This window comes from Paenibacillus sp. JJ-100 (genome assembly GCF_948329825.1).
GTDB lineage: Bacteria > Bacillota > Bacilli > Paenibacillales > Paenibacillaceae > Paenibacillus.
Genome location: NZ_CAOJCM010000002.1, coordinates 673711 through 695538, shown reverse-complemented (window position 1 = coordinate 695538; position 21828 = coordinate 673711). Strand labels below are relative to the sequence as shown.

Sequence of the window (21828 nt, the reverse complement as noted above, 5' to 3'; positions counted from 1 at the left end):
TGCAGTGCGAAATGCACAGGCGACGGTTGCCTGGCTCGGTTATTGTTCAGATAGTTATGAAGGGAGTGAGATTGGACATGTTTACGATGCTGCTAGGGCTGTTTGAGCGGGCAGCGCTACTCATTATTTTTTTGTTTTTTCTATCGCGGGTGCCGCGCTTCAAGCAGATTTTGCAGAAGGGAAAATTAAGATGGCAGGAGTATGCTGCTCTGACCTTGTTATTCTGTGCATTCGCCATCTTTGGTACATACACAGGCATCAACGTTGAAGGCTCGTTAGTCAATGTGAGGATTATAGCGATTCTGTCGGGTGGAATATTGTTCGGGGCACCGGTTGGCATTATTACGGGACTGGTGTCGGGAGTGCATCGCTATGTAATTGATGTGGACGGCATTACTGCCATTCCGTGTCTCATCACAAGTATTCTTGCAGGTCTGGTATCGGGGTACATCCACAAATACACGCCCAAATCGAAACGCTGGATGATCGGTATCGGTGCAGGCATGATTATCGAAGCACTTACAATGTTGCTAATCCTGCTGTATTCTTATCCCGATCCGCTCGGGGCAGATATTGTCTCCAAGATCGCACTGCCCATGATTCTGGGTGAGGTGAATATTGGTCTGATCGTACTTTTAGTACAGAGTGTGGAGGGGGAAAAAGAGTTAATTGCAGGTCGTCAGGCCAAACTGGCCTTGGAGATTGCTAACAAAACATTGCCTTATTTTCGTTCGATTGATGAGGATTCACTCCATAAAATATGCAAAATCATTCAAGAGGATATTCAAGCTGATGCAGTGGCGATTACCGATACACGGAATGTTTTGGCCTATGTTGGTTTTGGTGAGGAAAGATATCATATAGGCAATGAAATTATTAGTGAGATGACGAAGAGGACCATATCCAGCGGGGAAATTATGATTAGTAATGATGTTACGGATGAGAAAACCCCGGATATCCATTCGTTGCTGATTATACCGCTTAAAGAACGGGGCGATGTGACAGGCGCACTTAAAATATATTATCGCAAAGCCTACAAAATCACATATCCTCTGCAAACGATGGCTGTAGGACTCTCCCAGATTATCTCCACCCAGATGGAGGTATCACGCGTAGAGGAGATTAAGGCTGCGGCGAACAAAGCGGAGCTGCGGGCATTGCAGACAACGATTCATCCTCATTTTCTGTTTAATGCGCTGAATGCTATCGCTTCATCTATACGAACCAAACCGGATCGTGCGCGGGAGCTGATTGTTAACCTCTCAGGTTACATGCGTTACAATCTGGAACTGTCAGACGAGTTAATCGATATTCATAAAGAGTTGGAACAAGTTCGTAATTATGTGGAGATAGAAAAAGCGCGCTTTGGCAGCAGACTCACGGTCATCTACGAAATTGATGAGGTGGCGGTGCATATCCCAAGCCTGGTCATTCAACCGCTGGTGGAAAACGCGATTATTCATGGCATATTGAAGTCCAAGGGGCCTGGAACCGTCCGGATTCGTGTACAAGATCATCCAGATTTTGTGCGTATCAGCGTCAGTGACACCGGTGCAGGCATTAGCGCGGATATTATTGAGAAAGTCCACCATGACCGTATGCCTGGTAATCAGATTGGAATGTACAATGTGCATCGGCGTGTGAAGTTGATCTATGGAAAAGGTCTAACGATCAAAAGGTTAGAGCAAGGAACCGAGATAGTATTCGATGTACCGAAGGAGATGTCATAACAAGGTGATGAACAAGCAATGAGAGCATTAATTGTAGAAGATGAGATTCCAGCAAGTGAGGAACTGAGTTACCTGATTCAGGAGCATAGCCAGATTGAAGTTGTAGCGTGTCTGGAAGATGGTCTGGATGTCCTCAAATTTTTGCAGGAGCAGGAAGTAGACGTCATTTTTCTCGATATTAACATCCCTTCGCTGGATGGCATGATGCTAGCGCATCATATCGGCAAGTTTGCACGCAAACCCTACATTGTATTTACGACTGCATATAAAGAACATGCTGCTGAAGCATTTGAACTGGAAGCTTTTGATTATATTCTGAAGCCCTATGACGAGAAACGGATAGCAGCTATGCTGCACAAATTGGAGCTGACCTTCAAACGGGATCACGAGCAAGGTGAGAACTCATATGGTGGATCATTTGGGGAGGAGCAGGACTATGGGCGTAGGGAAGGGCATGAATCGAAACATGGATCCGGAGTTAAACAAGGGAATAGTTCAGGACAAACCCAGGTTCGTTCCAACCCACAGCAGAAGCAACAAGAAGTGAATCAGCGAGCTGTATCTGCTCATTCTCTTCCCCATTCAGACAACCTGACGGGAAACCGGATCAATCTGCTACGCAACGACAATATCATTGTTACGGATACGGCAGACATCTATTATGCAGAGGCTCAGGAGAAGGTAACCAAGGTGTATACCAAGAACGGAGAGTTCACGATGCCGCTCAGCATTTCGGATTTTTACAGCCGATTGCCCCAGGAAACATTCTTCCGTTGTCATCGTTCTTATCTCGTTAACCTAGCTCAAATTCGTGAGATTGTACCTTGGTTCAACAATACGTATCTCCTTCGTCTGCGTGATCTTGAAGCGGAAGTGCCAGTCAGTCGCGGCAAAGTTAAAGAATTCAGGCAGCTCATGCGTATATAACGGCATTTCATTCCGCATTTGACGCAACTCATGCTGTAAACGATTCAATGAATCCCCTTTCATGTATGATTGTCTTGTGAACGCATTCAAGTACCCTTGCACGGTGCAAGAATGTTCAACATGATACAGACATCGGTAAAGGGGAGATTACGATGAGAACATCTCATTCTACCGCTTCATCAGCATCTAATTCTACAACGACATCAACTATAAAAATGAACCGCTGGCTTATTGTATTGGGTACAATTATTGTACAAATGGGGCTTGGCACCATCTATACCTGGAGTTTATTTAATCAGCCGCTGTCTGACCGTTTCGGATGGGACATCAGCTCGGTTGCAATCACTTTTTCAATTACAAGTTTTGCATTGGCTATAGCTACGTTGTTTGCAGGTCGGTTGCAGGATCGCTGGGGTCTCCCGCGTTTGATTCGCATAGCTGGTATTGTGCTGGGACTGGGGCTTGTCCTGAGTTCTCAGGTTAACTCGTTAACGCTGCTGTATCTGCTAGCTGGTTTTGTGGTCGGTTTTGCAGACGGTACGGCATATATTACATCCTTGTCCAACCTGATCAAATGGTTCCCAGAACGTAAAGGTCTGATCTCTGGTATTTCGGTGGGTGCCTTCGGTACCGGTAGCCTATTATTCAAATACGTGAACTCCGCGCTGATTGGAGCGGTTGGTCCAGCGCAGGCATTTATGTACTGGGGCATGATCGTTCTCGTACTGGTCGTCGCGGGATCATTCCTGATCCGTGAAGCGGTAGTTCATGAACCGTCTCCGGCCCGTGCTAAAGAGGGAATTGGGGAGAAAACGGCAGAAGTTCGCCATGAGTATACGGTAAAAGAAATGCTTCGCACGAAAGAAGCGTATATGTTATTCGGCATTTTCTTCACAGCATGTATGAGTGGTCTGTATCTGATCGGCATTGTCAAAGACATTGGCGTGCAGCTCGCAGGTCTTAACGTAGCAACGGCAGCGAATGCGGTTGCGATGGTTGCTATTTTTAACACGGCAGGTCGCATTATTCTAGGAGCTTTGTCGGACAAAGTGGGACGGATGAAAGTCATCGCCGGAGCACTGTTGGTTACAGCCCTGGCGATTATGACACTGAGTCTGGTGCCGCTGAACTTTGCAATCTTCTTCGCTTGTGTAGCAGCAATTGCCTTCTGTTTCGGTGGTAACATTACCGTATTCCCAGCGATTGTAGCTGATTATTTCGGTTTGAAAAATCAAAGCAAGAACTATGGCGTTATCTACCAAGGGTTTGGATTAGGTGCTCTGGCAGGTTCATTCATCAGCGCTCTACTGGGTGGCTTCCATCTTACCTTTATCGTCATTGCGGTGCTCTGTGCAGTATCGCTGTTGATGGCCCTGATCATCACACCTCCGGGTGCAAACCCGCGAGCACGATCTTCTCAGGAAAAACAAATGCAGCTTAACCCGTCATCCCGGGCGAGTTGAATCGCAGAACCAATTCCACATAACAGACAAGCGGTCTCTGATGAGGCCGCTTTTTCTCTCTTTTATAACTGGCTAGCTGGCAAGAGGGCTTCTTTGTTGTAAGTAGTCACTTATGGCTATGTTTGCATACCGCGATATGTGCATTGGACCGGCTGCTTCTGTTATACTCTAGGTGAATTAGAGTCACACTACACTTTGATGACATGGTACGATAATTAACGTCTGCAGGTGTAATGACTAGAGCTAAAGAGCAATACAAAGAATAGCTATGGAGCTGTATGTAAGGCATCTTGTATGAGTTTAGCCCCGTACTGTATGTCAGAGCGGATATCTCGTACATGTCGCTCCTATAGATAAAAGTGGAGGAAATGACATATGAGTGATTCAACGATGGAACGACTAAGTGCCCTGTTGCCGGAATGGCTCGAGACTAGCCGATTACATACTGGACAGGGGAAGGTAGCATCCTATATTCCAGAGCTGGTCAAAGCATCGCAGGATGAGCTGGGCATACATATTATGGACGCTGAAGGAAACCATGTGTCTGCAGGAGACTGCGGTGTGCCTTTTACGATGCAAAGTGTCTCTAAAGTGTTCACCTTAATTCTAGCCTTGATGGATCATGGGGAAGAAGCAGTCTTCTTTAATGTAGGAAAAGAACCCACCGGCGATGATTATGACTCCATGATCAAGCTGGAACTGGTTGAACCGGGTATTCCGTTTAATCCTTTCATTAATGCGGGTGCCATAACCGTATCCTCTCTTATTGGCGGTGACAGTAAGGAAGAGAAGTCACGCCGGATACTCGAATTTTTCCGCAAACTGGCTCACAATGACCAGTTAGGTTATAACGAGGAAGTATTTCACTCCGAATCGGAATGTGGTCACCTGAACCGCTCCCTCGCTTACTTTTTGAAACATAACGGTGTGATTAAAGATGATGTCGAAGATGTTCTTGCTGTCTATTTCCGCCATTGCTCTATTGAAGTGACTTGTGCTGACCTGGCTCGTATGGCGCTTGTTCTCGCTTACGATGGAACCGATCCAATTACCGAGGTTGAACTCATTCCCCGCCGTTATGTGCAGATTGCTAAAACCTTTATGACGACCTGCGGCATGTACAATGCTTCTGGCGAATTCGCCATCGAGGTCGGTTTGCCTGCTAAGAGCGGTGTCTCCGGTGGTATTTTGACGTTGGTTCCAGGACAATTTGGAATCGGTGTGGTTGGCCCCGCGTTGAATCGCAAAGGTAATAGCATGGCTGGTGTTCATCTGCTGGAGCGTCTTTCCAAAGAGTTTGACTGGAGTTTCTTCTAAAACAGCTTTCCAGAAAGTTTTTAGGAGAAGGCTGGTATTTTCAGATTGTTCTGTCCTCTGTTTATGGTTGCATTACTTCTTGGAGCTTAGACTTGAATAGAGCAAACATAACATTTACCCTCATAAGCAGTTGATGAATCAGATTACGAGCATTTTGCTTCTTTCGAACGAGGCGGGGCACGGACATCACTTGATCGGCTGCTTTTTTGTTTCCATAGAATATAGTAGGGATTCAGTCCTGTATAATTCGAAGCTGCTGCATGTATCATGGAGTTCCCACAACATTAGCATGTGAAGAAATGCTCATTTGGCTACAGTACTCACATTTTCACTCATCCATCCATTCTCCAGCAGGGGTTACACCTGTAATGAGATTCATCTGAATATTTCGAGACCCGTCATTGGTTAGCAATCTAAGCGTACGGGCTGGGCGATCCAGCTTGAGTACGCGCCCCGTATAAGAAATGTCCTCATACTCGTGGAACAACGTAATGGTAATGCGGTCACCGAGCACCATGGAGTTGCTCAGCAGTCGGGACATTTCTTCAGCAGCCTGGGCATCCAGGGAAGGACGCGTGCGAGGAGCGAGTTGCTCTTGATGAAGAATATAAGCCTCCCGATGTTCGGGAAGCATCATACGTGAGGACTCGAAGAGTCCGTTTTGCTGCAATTTTTTACTCATTTATAGTGACCTCCAATTTTGTGAGAACGATCTTGGGCTTGTGCCGACGCGCATAGAGAGGATGCACGCATAATAGCGGTGTCTCCGAATTTTCGTTTGATATCATCGGTAGCTCGTTCCAATTCTCTTTTGCGTTCACGGTCGTCAAACCAAGACAACTGCACTTCCGAATCCGGTATAAGTCCGGTCAATGATACACTGATGCGGCGAATAGGTAATCCGTCCCAATGGCGCAGGAATAACGCTGCGGCTGCATCATATACCTCATCCGTAATGTTGGTCGGTTCATTCACCTTCATCTGGCGGGAGAATCCGGTTGGTCGGTCGTAATCCTGTCCGCGGCATCCGACGGAGACGACATGCCCCATAAGGGATTTGTCCCGGGCACGGCGGCTGACCAGCTCAGCCAGTTCCAGTAGTACAACTTTGATCTCTTTCCATGTCTCATAATCCCGTGGCAGCGTCATCTGATGTCCGATCCCTTGCTGCTGGTGGGTATATGTTCCGGGTTTTACGGGAGAGTCATCTATACCGCGGGCGATACGCCATAACACTTCACCATTAATTCCCCAGCGTTCCTTCAACCGCGACAGCGGTGTGTTGGCTAGATCACCAATCGTATGAATACCCATCTTGTAGAGATGTTGCGCCATGCGTGAACCAACCATGAACATATCCCGTACGGGTTTCTTCCAAATCGTGGTGGGCATATCATTGCGGGGAAGTGTGTAGATGCCTTCTGGTACTTTTTTGGCATACAGGTCACAGGCCATTTTACTAACAACCTTGGTATCGCTGATGCCGATCCGAATATAGACACCTGTCTCATCCATGACACGGGACTGAATCCTGCGTGCAATCGTCTCGGGACTGCCGAACAGATCCAGACTTCCGGTGACATCGAGGAATTGCTCGTCGATACTGTAGGGTTCTACCAAATCGGTATAGGATTGAAGGATACGTGTAATATGAAGGGACACGCGAATATATTCGGCCATTCTGGGGCGAATCACCACGACATCAGGACACTTGGCGAGAGCCTCCCCTAGCCGCTCGGCGGTTGTAATCCCGTAGGACTTGGCGAGCGGACAGGCTGCCAGAATAATGCCCGAACGTCGTGCTGGATCACCCGCTACAACGAGAGGACGATCCTGGTACTCGGGATGTGCAGACTTCTCCACACTGGCATAGAATGACTGGCAGTCTGCCAGCATGATGACACGTCTGTCTTGGCGGGGCATAATTCTTCTCTCCTTATCCGTAATTCGGGGCTTAGCAGATCACATCTGATCCTTCAATAATTCAAATTTCATTTACAGTTTATTTACAGTATGGAACAAGTGTTCTCTTTTTATAAGCATATAGGACAATTTAAAATGCGGCAACCGGAATTATTTTGCAAATTGGACACAAATTACACGATAACCGAATTAGAGCGAATAAATAGGAAATAAGTTATACCTTTTTACATTTATTGCGAAATATCCATGACCTCAGGGTGATGACTGACAGTTCATTTTGGCTTTTGTAAAAGAAAGATGAAACGACAGGGTCCTATATAGGGGGACTGACGTCCTTTTTCATTTTCAGCATATTTCAGAAAACATTGATCTGACGCGGATTTTCAGTAATGCGTTATCGGACTATAGTATCAATTTTGTAATACTTATGGTTAATACTGTAAAAAAAGCGCAACTTTAAAAAAATTATTGCGTTTAATGGGTATATATTTAATCGGGGGAAAGTTGCCTGCATCCGCGTTGCACATAACAATATTAGGGGAAGATGTGCAGGGGAGCAGTGCATTCATCTGTGCTTTTCAGCAGGTGATGGGGATAGTAAAGACCGCAGATGGAACAACCGCTTTGGTGTGCTGGCGAATGGAAACAACTGGCCGACTATGGGCAGAACGTTCCATATCATGTTTGCTTCCATCAGCCTAGTTACAAGGCAGAAGCTTAGCGCTATAGTGAGAACTACACCGCTGACATCTCTACCAAGCGGACATCCGAAGCGGAATGATCGTATGTTTCCTGCACGGGTATCATTCCAACGCATGAACCTGATCCATAAAGCAGCAGGATGCATATTAGAGAGGTGAGCAATCAGAAGTCATGAGCAGAAAAAGAAGAAGACGCTGGTTACTGACAGCTTTGACAGGAGCCCTCGTGGTGACTGGCGGAATACTTGCTGGATGGCATTACATGCAGCCAAAGCTTGTTACGTATACAGCCGAGAATGGCACAGAGATGAAATTCAAGACTGACGGAGATCGATTCATGCATTACGGGCCAGATGGAACATGGGAGGAAATGTTCGTCAAAGGTGTGAACCTAGGCGCAACTTCACCTGGGCACTATCCGGGAGAATTTCCGCTCACCGAGGAGGATTACCTGCGGTGGTTCGAGCAGATTCAGGATCTCGGTGCTAATGTAATCCGAATCTATACGGTTCATCAGCCCATTTTTTACTCCGCATTAGTCGATTATAATCGAGGCCGGGAGGAGCCGTTATATTTTATACAGGGTATATGGTCTCCTGAGGAGGAATTAATCGAGAAGCAGGACGCCTATGCCGATCATATTGAACAGAGATTCAAGCAGGAGATTGCAAAAGCCGTATCTGCCGTGTATGGGGACGCAGATATTCCTGCCAAGAGCGGGGAATCCAGCGGTAAATACAGAGCCAATGCAGGGAAATACTTGATGGCTTGGCATGTAGGTACAGAGTGGGATCCAGCGATGGTAGATAATACCAACAAGGTGCATGCGGATGTGCCTCAGTACAAAGGTGTGCATTTCTCTGGGAGTGCAGATGCATCACCATTTGAAAACTGGCTGGCAGAGCTGTTAGATTATACAGCCGTCCAAGAGAAGAAGTATGGATGGGAACATCCTATGACGTTCACTAACTGGGTCACAACCGATGTGCTGGATCATCCGGGTGAGCCCCTGTATGAAGAGGATCTCGTCAGTGTGGATGCAAGGCATATTTTGCCGGAAGCGTGGGATGGAGGCTATTTTGCTGCTTATCACGTGTATCCGTATTATCCCGATCTATTCCACACAGATAAGACTCTACAGACCATTAAGGATGAGAACGGGGAGTATAACACCTATAAAAGCTACCTGAACAAACTAAAAGCCGAGTTTTCCGATATGCCTGTAATGATTACAGAGTATGGCGTACCGTCCTCCCTCGGGATCTCGCATCTGGGGATGGGTGGCCGAAATCAGGGCGGACATAATGAGGTGCAGCAGGGAGATATTGATGCGTCCCTCACACAGGATATTTATGATGAAGGATACGCAGGAGCCATTCTGTTCATGTGGCAGGATGAGTGGTTCAAAAAAACCTGGAACACGATGCCGCTGGAAATTCCGGCAGACCGCCGGCCGTACTGGCTGAATGTGCTGACCAATGAGAAAATGTTTGGTCTGCTGGCGATGGACCCGGGCAAACAGGAGCTGTTGACTATAGATGGCAAGCTGGATGACTGGGAGAAGCTGAAGGCAGAAGAAGTCACGACTTGGCAAGGTCAGGTACAGGGTATCCGGGAGATGAAAATCACTCACGATGAAGCCTATCTATATGTAGGGCTGACATTGGATCAACCATTTGACCCCGAGCAGACGTTGCTTCGCATTGGAACAGATACACTTGCCGGAGGTAGTCAACCAAGTAACATGATGCCAGGTAAGACGCTGAGTGAGGGTTTGGAAACAGTCATCACACTAGGAAAAGATAACGAGTCTGAGGTACAGATTGCCAAAGATTATGATTTCAACCAGCGTTTGTATGGCAAAGATGGATATAACATGATTCCAGAAGAGCAACTCAATTCAACCGATCCGTTCCATCCGTGGGAGCTGGCAGTCAGTCTGAAGATGACCCCGCCGGATACACGTTCGGCACATCCATTCATGGCTGAGAATGTCGGCACGTTAAAGCGGGGCACGACAGCTCCTGGTCAGGCAGACAGCGATTCGTTAACAGCCTGGAATTATAACGGCAATCAGGTGGAGATGCGAATCCCGTGGATGCTGCTCGGTTTCGGTGATCCAAGCTCTTTGCAAGCGATCAAGTATGGGCCGCTAGAAGGTGGACGTGAGTTTGGGACAACTACGGTTGAGGGTATTACACTTGTTCCGTGGCTGACGAACCGCTCTACGAAGCAGGTATTCTGGCCTGGTGGCGAACAAACAACATTGGATCTGAAGACACTGCCTGTCTACAGTTGGCAGCCTTGGGAGCAGGTCAAGTATAGTGAACGACTGAAGCTGAGCTATGAAAAGATGAAGCAGACTTATGAAAAAATGCCTAGTTTTCAGATCAATTAAATAGTAATTAAATAACATCAAGATCAGATACATTAGGCAATCCTCACTGGATTGAACAGCATAGAACATCATAAGCGAGCATAAAGGAGGACTTTTTCACATGTTCCAGAGTTTGGCTTTGGCCTATTGGTTTTTGATGATCTGCATCGCACTTGTGATTGTGGGCGTCATCGTTCTGTTTGCCATGAAAATGTCCCACAATGGCAAACAACGCAAAACCGCTATGTATGAAATAAAACAACGGGACTATTTCACGTATTTGCAAACCGCATTAACGGAGAACAGCTCGCTTAAACTGCCGCCTGGCAAACTGGCTCCACTAGAGCGCCGAGTTATTCAGGACAAGCTAATTGAATGGATCGACCAGTTCAAGGGAGAGTATCGTGACAAGCTGATTGAATTGTGTCGTGAGGCGGGATTTGTTGAGCATGATCTGAAAGAGCTGGGCCGTCTACGCTATGGACGTCAGATCGAAGCAGCTTATCGTCTCGGAGGCATGCGGTGTCCTGAAGCAGTTCCCGGTTTGATGGAACTACTCAAGGATGAGAAGCCAGGACCGATGGCCATCATGATCGGGCGTTCCATTGCGAGGTGTACGACACGTCATAATGAGTTGAAAGAGATGCTTGCATTACTTTTAACCAAAGGAAAATCGATTCACCATCTGGCGGCTGATATTTTATTGGAAGCGAACTTGGATACAAGTCGTGTACTGATCGAATTGCTGGAGGACAGCAACCCTGATTTTGTCAAAGTAGGACTTGTGGCGATGTGGGGACAAGCGGTGCCTGAAGTGATGCCAGCACTCCACAGACTCGTTGGAGCAGAGCATCAGGATGTCCGTGCTGAGGCAGTAAAGCTGTACCTCAGTGCTAATCCGGCACTTAAGGATGAGACGATTCTGAAGCTGATTCAAGACCCGGACCCGGAAGTGCGTGCTGAAGTGGTACAAGCGCTTGGCTCGAAACATGCCTCAGGAAGCATTCCGCTGCTGCGCAAGGCACTTCGTGATGAAGACTGGAGAGTGCGTTATAACAGTGCAGAAAGCCTGAGCAAGCTCGGCGAACCAGGTTTCGAAGCATTGTGTCAGGTAGCCGTGCAAGGAACAGGTGCAGAGCGCGAGATTGCCATGCAGCAGATTGAGAGCACCATGCAGCAATCGGGATCTGACCATAAGGCGGTCGAGCAGATGATCGCACATAACAAAAAAAGATTGCTATACGAACGTTACTTTGGTCCGGTGCGCGGTGAAAACCGACCAGCCAAGAAACGTGCAGGCGTTGCAACAGTAGGAGGGGATTACACTGCTTAGAGATTTATTGCTCATCTACGGTATGGTCGCCATCTATTATGTGGTGTTTGTTAATGCGCTCTACTTTTCGATACTGGCTTTATCATTCCGTAATATTTGGACGATCTTCCGACGGTCACATTACTCCAAGTACAATACGTTATCCGGCTCGGAGCTAGTACCTTCGGTATCCTTGCTGGTGCCAGCGTACAACGAGGAACTGACGATTATTGAAAATGTAAACTGCCTGATGACACTGAACTATCCAACGTATGAGGTCATCGTAGTAAACGATGGTTCCAGTGATTCCACCTTAAAGGTATTGCTGGAGGAATTCCGCCTGAAGCCGGTACCGAATACGCAGATTCGCGGGAAGATCCCGTGTCAGACGATTCGAGGCATCTATCATAACCCGGAATTCCCGGATCTGTATGTCATCGACAAGGAAAATGGAGGTAAGGCGGATTCTCTTAACGCGGGGATCAACTTGTCCCATTATCCGCTCATATCTTCCATCGATGCCGATTCACTGCTGGAAAAAGATGCGTTAATTCGTATGGCTCGCATGTATATGGAGAATCCAGAAGAGACCGTTGCGATCGGCGGAGATGTGCGCATTGCGAATGGTTGCAAAATTGAAAATGGTGCGGTTCAGGATGTGTCACTCCCGCGCAAGATTTGGCCGATGTTCCAGTCCATTGAGTACCTGAAAGCCTTTCTGGGGGGACGAATTGGCTGGAGTCACATGAATGGTCTGATTATCGTCTCTGGTGCATTCGGTATGTTCCGCAAGGATGCGGTGATTGCCGTGGGCGGTTATCGCGATGGTTATCCAGGTGAGGACATGAACATTATTATCAAGCTTCACCGCTATATGCTGGAAAATAAACTGAAATACCGCGTCGCCTTTTGTCCTGAAGCAGTGTGCTGGACGCAGGCACCAGATTCTTACCGTATTTTGTCCAGTCAGCGTAAACGCTGGGGACGAGGGAATCTGAAAAACATGCTAGAAAATCGCGGCATGCTGTTCAATCCGAAATATAAAGTTATGGGGCTCATAACCATGCCGTATAACGTTATTTTTGAAGCACTGAATCCGTACTTCCGTATTACCGGGCTGCTTGCTTTGGCAGGGTACGTGCTTCTGGACATGACGCAGTGGCCGATTCTCGTCCTGTTTGGATTGCTGAACTTCGTGAGTGGATATCTACTTAGCATAGGTGCTCTGATTCTGGAGGAAATTGCGTTCAAACGGTATAACAAGCTTTCCGATCTGTTCAAAATGCTTCTCTACTCCGCTTTGAAATTTGTAGGGTATCATCAGCTCGGCGTGCTATGGAGATTACAAGGACATATTCAATTTTTGCAAAACAACAACTCATGGGGTACGATGACACGCCAAAGCTGGTCCGAGGAATCTAAAGACACAAGCAAAGCGGCATAACAGTAACAACAGTATAGATGTTCAACTCCATTTTTACACGATGACGGAGAGGACAGAAATAATCTGAAGAAACGAAGTTAAAAGCTTTCAGAAAGAAAGCTGCATCGGAAGGTTGTTCTGTCATCGGAATGTACGTGTAAACGTGTTGAACTTGTTTAAAACATGGAGGAGAAAGGTGGAAAAGAACATGCCAAATACGGCGACATTGCAGCGTGAGGCTGCCGTGGATGTGTATCGCAGTGTAGAACAGCAGCTGAAGGAAACGGGTGCCCAAGCTTGTGGCTTAATGTTCATTCACTGTGCAGGTCAGATTCAGCCAGAGCAACAGGTCAGGACACATCTGGAGCGCGTTGGATATACCTCTTTTCAGGTGTGGCAAGATGAGCGCACACAGACGGTTGCGGTGTTAATTCCAGGGCTTTCGCTGAATGAAGTTCATTATGAAGGCCTTCGGATTAAACATGATCTACAGGAGAGCGTTCCTGGTGCGGATCCGCAGATCACACTAGCCAGTTTCCCGCCGGGGGAGCGCCCTTCGAAGGCAACGATTCAGCATATGGCCGAATCTTCAAATCTTGTGGATTCATCGGAGATTCATATCTACACTCTTGAGCACACCAAGGATGAACCGGAACGGATTTTGATTGTAGATAACGATCCAACGGTCCGGGAATTTTTACAGTTGCGTTTGAAGATGCAGGGATACGAAACTTACGAAGCGGTGGATGGACTCGCCGCACTCGACCTCATCGAAAAAGTAACACCGGATCTGGTGCTGACTGAGCTGAATTTGTATGGTATCGATGGAATTCCGTTCATTCACCATATCCAGAAGCTAGAGGTCGAGCAACCCCCAAAAATCGTCGTGTTGACGGAACAACGGGTAGAGCAGACGATTAGTCAGTGCTTCCGTAGCGGGGTAGACGATTATATGACCAAACCGTTCTCTCCTGTAGAGCTGGATGCTCGAATCAGACGCTGCTTGCACTAGAAGATAAGAGAGACATCTGATCTACAGGATTTGAATGGATTATTCATACAAGTTACATCAAAATATATTGTCCGGAGGGAATATCATGGAGAATCAACAATTTCACACCTTACTGAATGCGATCGAAAATAAAGAAGCGGTACTTGGCGTTGTCGGCCTCGGTTACGTCGGCCTTCCCCTTGCGGTGGAGATGGTTAACCAAGGATTTACCGTGATCGGCATCGACTTGGATGCTTCCAAAGTCGACAGCATCTATCATGGAGATTCCTATATTCACGATATTTCGTCCGACGAATTGAAAAAAATAATGCAAACCGGTCGTTTTCAGCCAACAACCGACTACAGCATGCTACGCGTCATTGACGCATTGAGCATCTGCGTACCGACACCGCTCAGCGAAAACCAGGACCCAGATACCTCGTACATTGAAACAGTTGTGGATCAGATCAAGCTGCATATGAAACCAGGGATGCTGATCACACTAGAAAGCACGACATATCCGGGGACTACGGAAGAGCTAATCCAGCAAGAGCTGGACAAGGCTGGACATGAAGTCGGCAAAGATTATTTCCTATGCTTCTCCCCTGAGCGAGTGGACCCGTCCAACGGCCGGTTTACCACGTTTAATACACCAAAAGTGATCGGCGGTACAACCGAAGCTTGCTTGAAGTTGGGAACGGCGCTATACAGCAAATATGTAGAAACTGTAGTTCCCGTATCTTCACCTAAAGTAGCAGAGATGTCCAAACTGCTGGAAAATACCTTCCGCAGCGTTAACATTGCCTTTGTCAATGAAATGGCGATGATGTGTGACCGTATGGGGATCGACATCTGGGAGGTTATTGACGCGGCTGCGACGAAACCGTTCGGCTTCATGCCGTTCTATCCAGGTCCAGGTATCGGTGGACACTGCATCCCGCTCGACCCGATGTATCTGTCATGGAAGGCCAAAGGATTCCGTTTTTACAGCAAATTTATTGAATTGGCGCAATCCACGAATGACAATATGCCGTACTACGTACTCAACAAAACGTCTACAATCCTGAATGAATACGCGAAGTCTGTTCGTAAATCCAAAATCTTGCTGCTCGGCATGTCATATAAACCGAACATTGCTGATCTGCGTGAATCACCAGGACTGGAAGTATACGAGCTGTTCAAAGAAAGCGGCGCAAATGTGAGCTATTATGACCCACATGCAGAGTCGTTCAAGGACAAACACGGTGAAACGGTACACAGCGAAGCCTTCAATCTGGAGCAGTTCAAAACGTATGATTGCATCGTACTGATTACGAACCACAGCGACTTGCCTTATTTTGATATTGCGGAATTGGGTGTACCAATTCTGGATACACGTAATGCATTCCGTGCGTATACACACCCACACATCTATAAAATTGGTCACTCGGTACAGCATCCTGTGCTAGAGCCAAGTGAAGCGGTTCTTGTCTGAGGGGACTTATGAGAAGACAGGGCAAGTTGGCAGGTATGACAAAATGGGCAATTGTGGCTGTGGTGCTCTGCCTGCTACTGATGTCCTGGCTATTTAAATGGTTTTCGCACGAGGAACATAAGGCGACCTGGCTGTGGGATACGTCAATCATTACAGAGCAGACACCTGAGATCATAACGTTCTCCAAAGAGCAGGGTGTGGACACCATTTTTCTACAACTTCAGGATGAAGTGTCTGAAACGGCATACCGTAAGTTCATAGCAGCGGCGACAAATGCAGAGATCGAGGTGCACGCCCTTAACGGTCATGCGGACTGGGCCTATCGGGAAAAACGGGCCGAGGGACTTGCTTTTATTGAGCAGGTGAGAGCATATAATGCATCTTCTGCCAAAAACGAACGCTTTGTGGGCATTCAGCTCGATGTCGAGCCGTATCAGCTCGGACGCTGGGAGAATGAGGAGAGCCGTGTCATTGCCGAGTGGCAGAACAATATGGAGGTCTGGACGGAAGCCGGAAAGGCTGCCGGACTCGAAATGAGTGCAGCGATCCCGTTCTGGCTCGATGCTCGTCAATCGGCTGGAGGCAATGAGACATTCAGTCGCTGGGTTATCTCCCGTTTCGATGCGGTGGCTATTATGGCTTATCGGGACAGCGGGCAGCAGATGTATGATCTCTCCAAAGAAGAACTCGCCGAAGCGGATGATCTGGGCAAAAAAGTCTGGATTGGAGCAGAGCTCGGAGATACACACGAGGGGGATCACCTGACTTTTTTCCGCAAACCGATCAGCAATATGGACGAAGAGATGCAGAAAGTGTTCGAACTGGGTGACACTCATTCATCATTCGCAGGTGTGGCAGTACATCATTATGAGGCATGGTATGCCAAGCAAAACGGCATTCCGCTGGCACGCAAAACCGAGGAATCAAAAGAAGAATTCAAGGAATCCAAGGAATCGGAACAGAAACAGAAACAGTAAGTTTACTGTTCAGGTTGATCATTCCTTCTAAGCGAAATAGCAGACATTTGTTCTGCTGTTTGCAGCTTAGAAGGGATTTTTTTTATGTAAAATAATAGATGTGAACGCTAAGAGATGTGGAGGTTTCGTGATGACAAAAAGAGTGAGAATCAGTTTGATTTCTATTCTTGCGTTTGTTGTAGTGATGTGCGGATGGGGGTATTTCGGTTTATTCGGTAATCCGATCCAAATGAAGAATGCTGAAGGGAAAGTGAGAGCCTACTTGATTCAGCAAAAAGGCTATTCACCTGAGGAAATTATAGATATAACGGGCAACTATTCCTTCAAAAGCTCAGAGGCTCCTTATGGTGCTTCCGTAATGATAAGTACCTGTTATTGAAAAAACGAATAAGGCTGTCCTCACTCACTGAGCGAAAGGCTTGCCTCATTCGTTTTTTTTGGCACCCAAAAACGTGCATTTAGTTCAGAGCGGCTGCGGTATGGAACTAAGCTTTGTTTTGCTCTGCGATCCGATAGCGGTTGGGAGGTAGGCCGACCTGTTTTTTAAAGGCTTTGGAGAAAGAAAACAAGTCCGGGTAACCGACAGAATGGGCCACTTCCGTTAAACTGAGCGCTGTCTGCACAAGCAGACGTCTCGCTTGGTCCGTTTTGAGCTGCTGAATATATTGAACAGGGGAGACACCGTAGGCTTTGCGGAATTGTTTGGCAAAATGAGTTCGATCCACGCCTGCATGGGCTGAAACCCCCTCCACCGTTATGCCGCCAGCAAAATGAAGTTCCATATACTCTTTCCCCTTTTGAAGCCAAGGTATAGTTGAGTCCGGTTGCAGGTTCTGGATCGCCGGGGAACGCGCAATACGCTCAAAAAGCCCTAGAAACCGGGCAAGTCGTCCCAGATCACTGGCATGATCTTGCGGTTTGCGGACATCTTCCATAAATGCACGCATACTGCTGGCTGTTTCGGGTGTCAGTACACTAGAGCGGTATGGAGATTCCGGAGTTAATCCAATTCGTGAGAGTAACTCGGTAGCATATGTCCCGTCAAATGCAATGAATATTTTTTGTAATGGATGCTCTGGGTCTGTCCAATACTCATGCGTGATATGTGGAAACAAGCAGAATGCATCCCGAGGGCGAAGAGGATACTCCTGTCCGTTCTGAATGAAGGTGCCCTCTCCTTCCATCACAAATAACAAATAATGATACGGCGTAGTACGGGGGCCAATACGATAGTTGGATTTTCCAATATTGCGACCAATGCGTATGGGCCAGGCACCACCAGCCTTTTCAAATTCAGATGGCGTGAAAAAAACAATATCCAAAAACTCGTGGTGGTCCTCCTTCATGTGCTCTCTCTCGATCAACAGGAACACCTCTTTTACTTCAAAGTATTGTGGCAGATTCTACAATAGTGATTAATAACCTATTATACAGGTGGGTTTTGTACATATTCAAGATCATAGAGACCTATATTTGAGAGAAGACCACAAAATGACAAAAAGAAATTACCGCGAAATGACATTGATCACAGACAAATCAATTGGTATGATATCCATACCTATTAAACCAAGTTAATTAATCGGCTTTTGGGTGTATATTTTACAAAATAATTAGAAATTAGGCGCACTTTAAAAATAGGGTTTAACGAGTGCAAACGTAGTGGAGGGGACGAAATCGATTCTGAAGAACGAAGCGATCGAAAGAACGATTCATACCCGGAACGGCCATGTTGCACAGCACCGATCTTCTTTTTAACATGAGACTTTATTTATCCATAGAAAGGAATGACGAATGTGAGCGAACAGGAAGAGATGAAATTTGGGTGGTTTTTACCGACGGCTGGGGATGGCAAGTATGTAGGGGTTGAGCCAGAGCGTGAGCCAAGTCTGGATTATCTGGTGCAGGTGGCACAAACGGCGGAGAAGGCGGGATTCGAATTTGTGCTGATTCCGACAGGGGGAGCCTGTCTGGACGCATGGGTGGTCGGCTCCGCGGTAATGGGTCACACCAAGACATTACGCCCCCTTGTAGCAATACGCCCAGGTCTGGTTACACCGGTGCTCGCGGCTCGTATGGGGGCGGCTCTGGATCAGCTCTCTGACGGTCGTGCCATGATTAATGTGGTTACGGGCAGTTCCGTGCGGGATCTGGAAGAACTAGGCGATCCGCTGGCTCATGCGCATGATGAACGATATGTTCGGGCGAGCGAGTATATGGAAGTGATGAAACGTTCATGGACACAATCGACAGGATTGAATCTGACCGAATTTGCTGGAAGTGGTTCGCAATCAAGTGCAGATGTATCCAGTAATTCGAAATCCGAATTTAATGGTCAATATTATAACTTCAAAGGCCCGGTAGGGATGCCGGAGACGGTACAGAAGCCACATCCGCCTTTCTATCTTGGGGGGAGTTCTCCGATTGCCAAACGAGTGGCGGTTGAACATGCGGATACATTCCTGATGTGGGGAGAACCCCATGACTGGATTAAAGAGCAGATCGAAGAGATTGAGGTCATTCGTGAACAGGTGAAAGAGGAGACCGGACAAGATCGTCAGCTCCGTTACGGTATGCGTGCTCAAGTGCTCATTCGGGATACGGAAGAAGAAGCATGGGCAGCAGCATGGGAGATCATCAGCAAAGTACCGCCGGAAGCGATTGAAAAGGCCAAAGCCGCATTTGCCGAGACAGATGCCACCAATCAGCGCAGACAAAATGAGCTCCGGGAACTATCCGAGAAGCAGCAGTTTGTCGTTGGACCGAACCTGTGGACTGGCTTGTCCGTGGTACGCTCCGGTGGGGCAATCCTCATCGTGGGTACAGCGGAGCAGGTAGCAGAACGTTTGATGGAATACGGAGACCTGGGCGTTACGACGTTCATTCTATCCGGTTATCCGCATCTCGAAGAAGCTGAAATCTTCGGCAAGACCGTGATGCCGATCATCCGTGAGAAATGGAAAACAAGACAAAAGCAACATTCTAGTGTTACCAACTAAGGAGGTCGTCTTTCATGAGAAAATATAAAAAAATGATTCTGCCGCTTGTCAGTATGCTGGTGATGTCCATCCTGCTGTCCGCTTGCGGCGGTGGAGATAATGCATCATCCGGCGAGAACGGCTCCTCAGGTTCAGGCAAAGTAACCATTAGCTTCATGCACTGGCGTGGCGAGGATTCCGAAGCGCTTAACAAAGCGATCGATGCGTTTGAAGAGGAGAATCCGAACATCCAAGTAGAGATGCAGACTCTGCCTTCCGATCAGTATCAATCCACTGTACAATCCAAAATTAGTGATGGCTCCACAGGTGATGTGTTTGCTTCCTTCCCGGGTGCTCAGTTCGAAGCATTCACTAAGGCCGGATTATTCACGGATCTGAGCGGATCATCGTTCCTGTCGGCTTATAATCCGAAACTGATCGAAGCTGGGCAGCATGATGGAAAACAATATGCAATTCCGTACCAACTTGTATATAACGACCCAATCTACAACGTAAAGCTGTTTGAAAAGTATGGCCTCACGCCACCGAAAGACTGGGAAGGGTTTCTGGCATTGTGCCAGCAGCTGAAAGATAATGGCATCATTCCGATTGCCTTTGCCGGAGCAGATATTGGCCCGGGCCAATTCATGAATACGATGGTGATGAACAATGCGCCGAGTGAAGACATCTTTACGAAGGTTGAAGCGGGCGAAGCTAAACTGACAGACGAGTTCTGGGTAAAAACGTTGACGCAAATCAAGGAACTGAACGACAAAGGATACTTCCAGCAGGATGCACTGGGGACGAAAGACCCTGCAGCAGGTGCACTGTTTATTCAGGAAAAAGCAGCGATGCTCGCAAGTGGTTCGTATCAACTCGCTCAGAACAAACAGCAGAATCCGAATCTGGAGCAAAAGTTGCTCGCACCGATTACGGTAAGTGCCGATCAAGCGAAGTATGAAGGGGTGCACACGACCACATTCATGCTTGCGGTAAACAGCAAGTCGAAACATCCGGAAGAAGCGAAAAAATTCCTTGAATTCCTGAGCAAGCCGGATGTAGCTGGCGCATACGCGAACCAGACAGGGCAGAATGTAACCGTGAATGATGTGAAGTATGATACACCTGAGCTTCAGGTTGCCGGAGAGTGGGCGAACAAAAAGACCGTGTTCCAGCCACGGTTCACGATCCTGAACGGAGATAACCAGAAGGCAGTCACCAACTCCATTCAGGCTGTGCTGAGCGGTGCTTCGCCAGAAGAGGCAGCCCAGCAGGCACAAGCAATCATTGATCAACATATCGGGAAATAAACGATGAAAAATCGACTTCAGCTATCCCTGTTTCTGTTACCCGGATTGCTGCTGTACATTGGATTGTTCGTATTTCCTACATTGACGGGGCTGTTCTACTCCTTTACGGATTGGGACGGGGTATCCCCGTCGTATGCATTTGTAGGGCTGGATAATTACAAGGACAGTCTTAGCAGCATCGTATTTCGCAAAGCCTTCGGCAATAACGTGGAGTTTATGTTAACGGTTGTGATTGCACAAACCTTTATTTCACTTGTACTAGCGCTACTTCTCGTACGCAATACCAAGACTAGAGTGGCGCTTCGCGCGCTGTATTTCTTGCCGGCTATTCTGTCGTCCGTATCGGTTGGTCTGATCTGGGCGTTCATGTATGATCCGTCTATTGGACTTGTCAATTACGGTTTGAACGAGGCAGGCATGGGCAGCATTGCACGCAACTGGATCGGTGATCCCAAGATTGCCATCTATTCTATTGCTGCCGTGCAAGTGTGGGCTCACGCAGGACAGATGATGATTGTGTTCATCGCGGGTCTGCAAGGTATTCCAGCAGAACTGTATGAAGCGGCTCGTATGGACGGCGGCAGCAAATGGCAGGTTTTCCGTACGGTGACCTGGCCGCTGCTGGCTCCTTCGGCAACGATTGTAGTGGCTTATACGACGATACAGTCGTTCAAGGCCTTTGATCTCATTTTCACCATGACGGACGGAGGTCCGAACTACTCTACTGAAATTTTGACCACCTATATTTATCATACGGCCTTTGGCAGCTATTCGTTTGGTTTGGCTTCTGCCGGCTCGATGATCTTCCTGGTACTGCTCGCGCTGCTGACACTAGTACAGTTCAAGGCGTTGCGTGCAGACCGGGTGAGCTATTAAACGGAAGAACGGATTAACGTGAAGTTTACGTTTTGGAGGAAGGAGGGAGTGT

The 21828-nt window shown here is 47.5% G+C and carries 17 protein-coding genes; 14 read left to right on the top strand and 3 right to left on the bottom strand.

Going from position 1 to position 21828, the window contains the following annotated elements; all coding sequences use genetic code 11:
• The first annotated feature begins 86 nt into the window (after positions 1–86).
• From PQG66_RS09845 to glsA, 4 genes are all read left to right on the top strand, one after another.
• Positions 87–1730, top strand: a complete 1644-nt coding sequence (locus PQG66_RS09845; protein ID WP_272038129.1) for a sensor histidine kinase — start codon at positions 87–89, stop codon at positions 1728–1730.
• A gap of 18 nt (positions 1731–1748) precedes the next feature.
• Complete coding sequence (locus tag PQG66_RS09840; RefSeq protein ID WP_272037511.1) at positions 1749–2657, top strand: LytR/AlgR family response regulator transcription factor; 909 nt, start codon at positions 1749–1751, stop codon at positions 2655–2657.
• Positions 2658–2872: 215 nt separating this feature from the next.
• Positions 2873–4120, top strand: a complete 1248-nt coding sequence (locus PQG66_RS09835; protein ID WP_272038128.1) for an L-lactate MFS transporter — start codon at positions 2873–2875, stop codon at positions 4118–4120.
• Between the two features lie 375 nt (positions 4121–4495).
• Entirely contained in the window at positions 4496–5437 is a 942-nt protein-coding gene (gene glsA / locus PQG66_RS09830; protein WP_272037510.1) for a glutaminase A, read from the top strand.
• A gap of 328 nt (positions 5438–5765) precedes the next feature.
• On the opposite strand, the gene PQG66_RS09825 is transcribed toward glsA, so the two are convergent.
• Positions 5766–6119 (bottom strand): YolD-like family protein, encoded by a 354-nt coding sequence (locus PQG66_RS09825; RefSeq protein WP_272037509.1) that lies wholly within the window; start codon positions 6117–6119, stop codon positions 5766–5768.
• Positions 6116–7360, bottom strand: a complete 1245-nt coding sequence (locus PQG66_RS09820; RefSeq protein ID WP_272037508.1) for a DNA polymerase IV — start codon at positions 7358–7360, stop codon at positions 6116–6118. Before PQG66_RS09820 ends, PQG66_RS09825 begins: the two co-directional genes overlap by 4 nt.
• 873 nt (positions 7361–8233) lie before the next feature.
• On the opposite strand from PQG66_RS09820, the gene PQG66_RS09815 reads away from it, so the two are divergent.
• The 7 genes from PQG66_RS09815 to PQG66_RS09785 all read left to right on the top strand — a co-directional run bounded on the left by PQG66_RS09815 (position 8234) and on the right by PQG66_RS09785 (position 16994).
• Positions 8234–10459: a hypothetical protein gene (locus tag PQG66_RS09815; RefSeq protein WP_272037507.1), complete on the top strand. Its 2226-nt coding sequence runs from the start codon at positions 8234–8236 to the stop codon at positions 10457–10459.
• 100 nt (positions 10460–10559) lie between these two features.
• Entirely contained in the window at positions 10560–11771 is a 1212-nt protein-coding gene (locus tag PQG66_RS09810; RefSeq protein WP_272037506.1) for a HEAT repeat domain-containing protein, read from the top strand.
• A gap of 22 nt (positions 11772–11793) precedes the next feature.
• Positions 11794–13194: a glycosyltransferase family 2 protein gene (locus PQG66_RS09805; RefSeq protein WP_272038127.1), complete on the top strand. Its 1401-nt coding sequence runs from the start codon at positions 11794–11796 to the stop codon at positions 13192–13194.
• Between the two features lie 187 nt (positions 13195–13381).
• Complete coding sequence (locus tag PQG66_RS09800; RefSeq protein WP_272037505.1) at positions 13382–14185, top strand: response regulator transcription factor; 804 nt, start codon at positions 13382–13384, stop codon at positions 14183–14185.
• An 85-nt stretch (positions 14186–14270) separates the two neighbouring features.
• Entirely contained in the window at positions 14271–15638 is a 1368-nt protein-coding gene (locus PQG66_RS09795) for a nucleotide sugar dehydrogenase (RefSeq protein ID WP_272037504.1), read from the top strand.
• A 35-nt stretch (positions 15639–15673) separates the two neighbouring features.
• A complete protein-coding gene (locus PQG66_RS09790) occupies positions 15674–16615 on the top strand; it encodes a hypothetical protein (protein WP_272037503.1) in 942 nt (313 codons plus the stop codon).
• A gap of 130 nt (positions 16616–16745) precedes the next feature.
• Positions 16746–16994: a YfjL-like protein gene (locus PQG66_RS09785; RefSeq protein ID WP_272037502.1), complete on the top strand. Its 249-nt coding sequence runs from the start codon at positions 16746–16748 to the stop codon at positions 16992–16994.
• 106 nt (positions 16995–17100) lie between these two features.
• Here the strand turns inward: PQG66_RS09785 and PQG66_RS09780 are convergent, their stop codons facing one another.
• Positions 17101–17961 carry a helix-turn-helix transcriptional regulator gene (locus PQG66_RS09780; RefSeq protein WP_272037501.1) on the bottom strand — a complete coding sequence of 287 codons (861 nt, stop codon included), beginning with the start codon at positions 17959–17961 and terminating at the stop codon, positions 17101–17103.
• A gap of 465 nt (positions 17962–18426) precedes the next feature.
• On the opposite strand from PQG66_RS09780, the gene PQG66_RS09775 reads away from it, so the two are divergent.
• From PQG66_RS09775 to PQG66_RS09765, 3 genes are read left to right on the top strand one after another with little or no spacing between them, the layout of a single operon-like run.
• Positions 18427–19611 carry an LLM class flavin-dependent oxidoreductase gene (locus tag PQG66_RS09775; protein ID WP_272037500.1) on the top strand — a complete coding sequence of 395 codons (1185 nt, stop codon included), beginning with the start codon at positions 18427–18429 and terminating at the stop codon, positions 19609–19611.
• Between the two features lie 14 nt (positions 19612–19625).
• The gene (locus tag PQG66_RS09770) at positions 19626–20900 is read left to right on the top strand and encodes an ABC transporter substrate-binding protein (RefSeq protein ID WP_272037499.1); all 1275 of its coding nucleotides are present in this window, start codon (positions 19626–19628) and stop codon (positions 20898–20900) included.
• A gap of 3 nt (positions 20901–20903) precedes the next feature.
• Positions 20904–21776: a carbohydrate ABC transporter permease gene (locus PQG66_RS09765; protein ID WP_272037498.1), complete on the top strand. Its 873-nt coding sequence runs from the start codon at positions 20904–20906 to the stop codon at positions 21774–21776.
• Positions 21777–21828 lie beyond the last annotated feature (52 nt).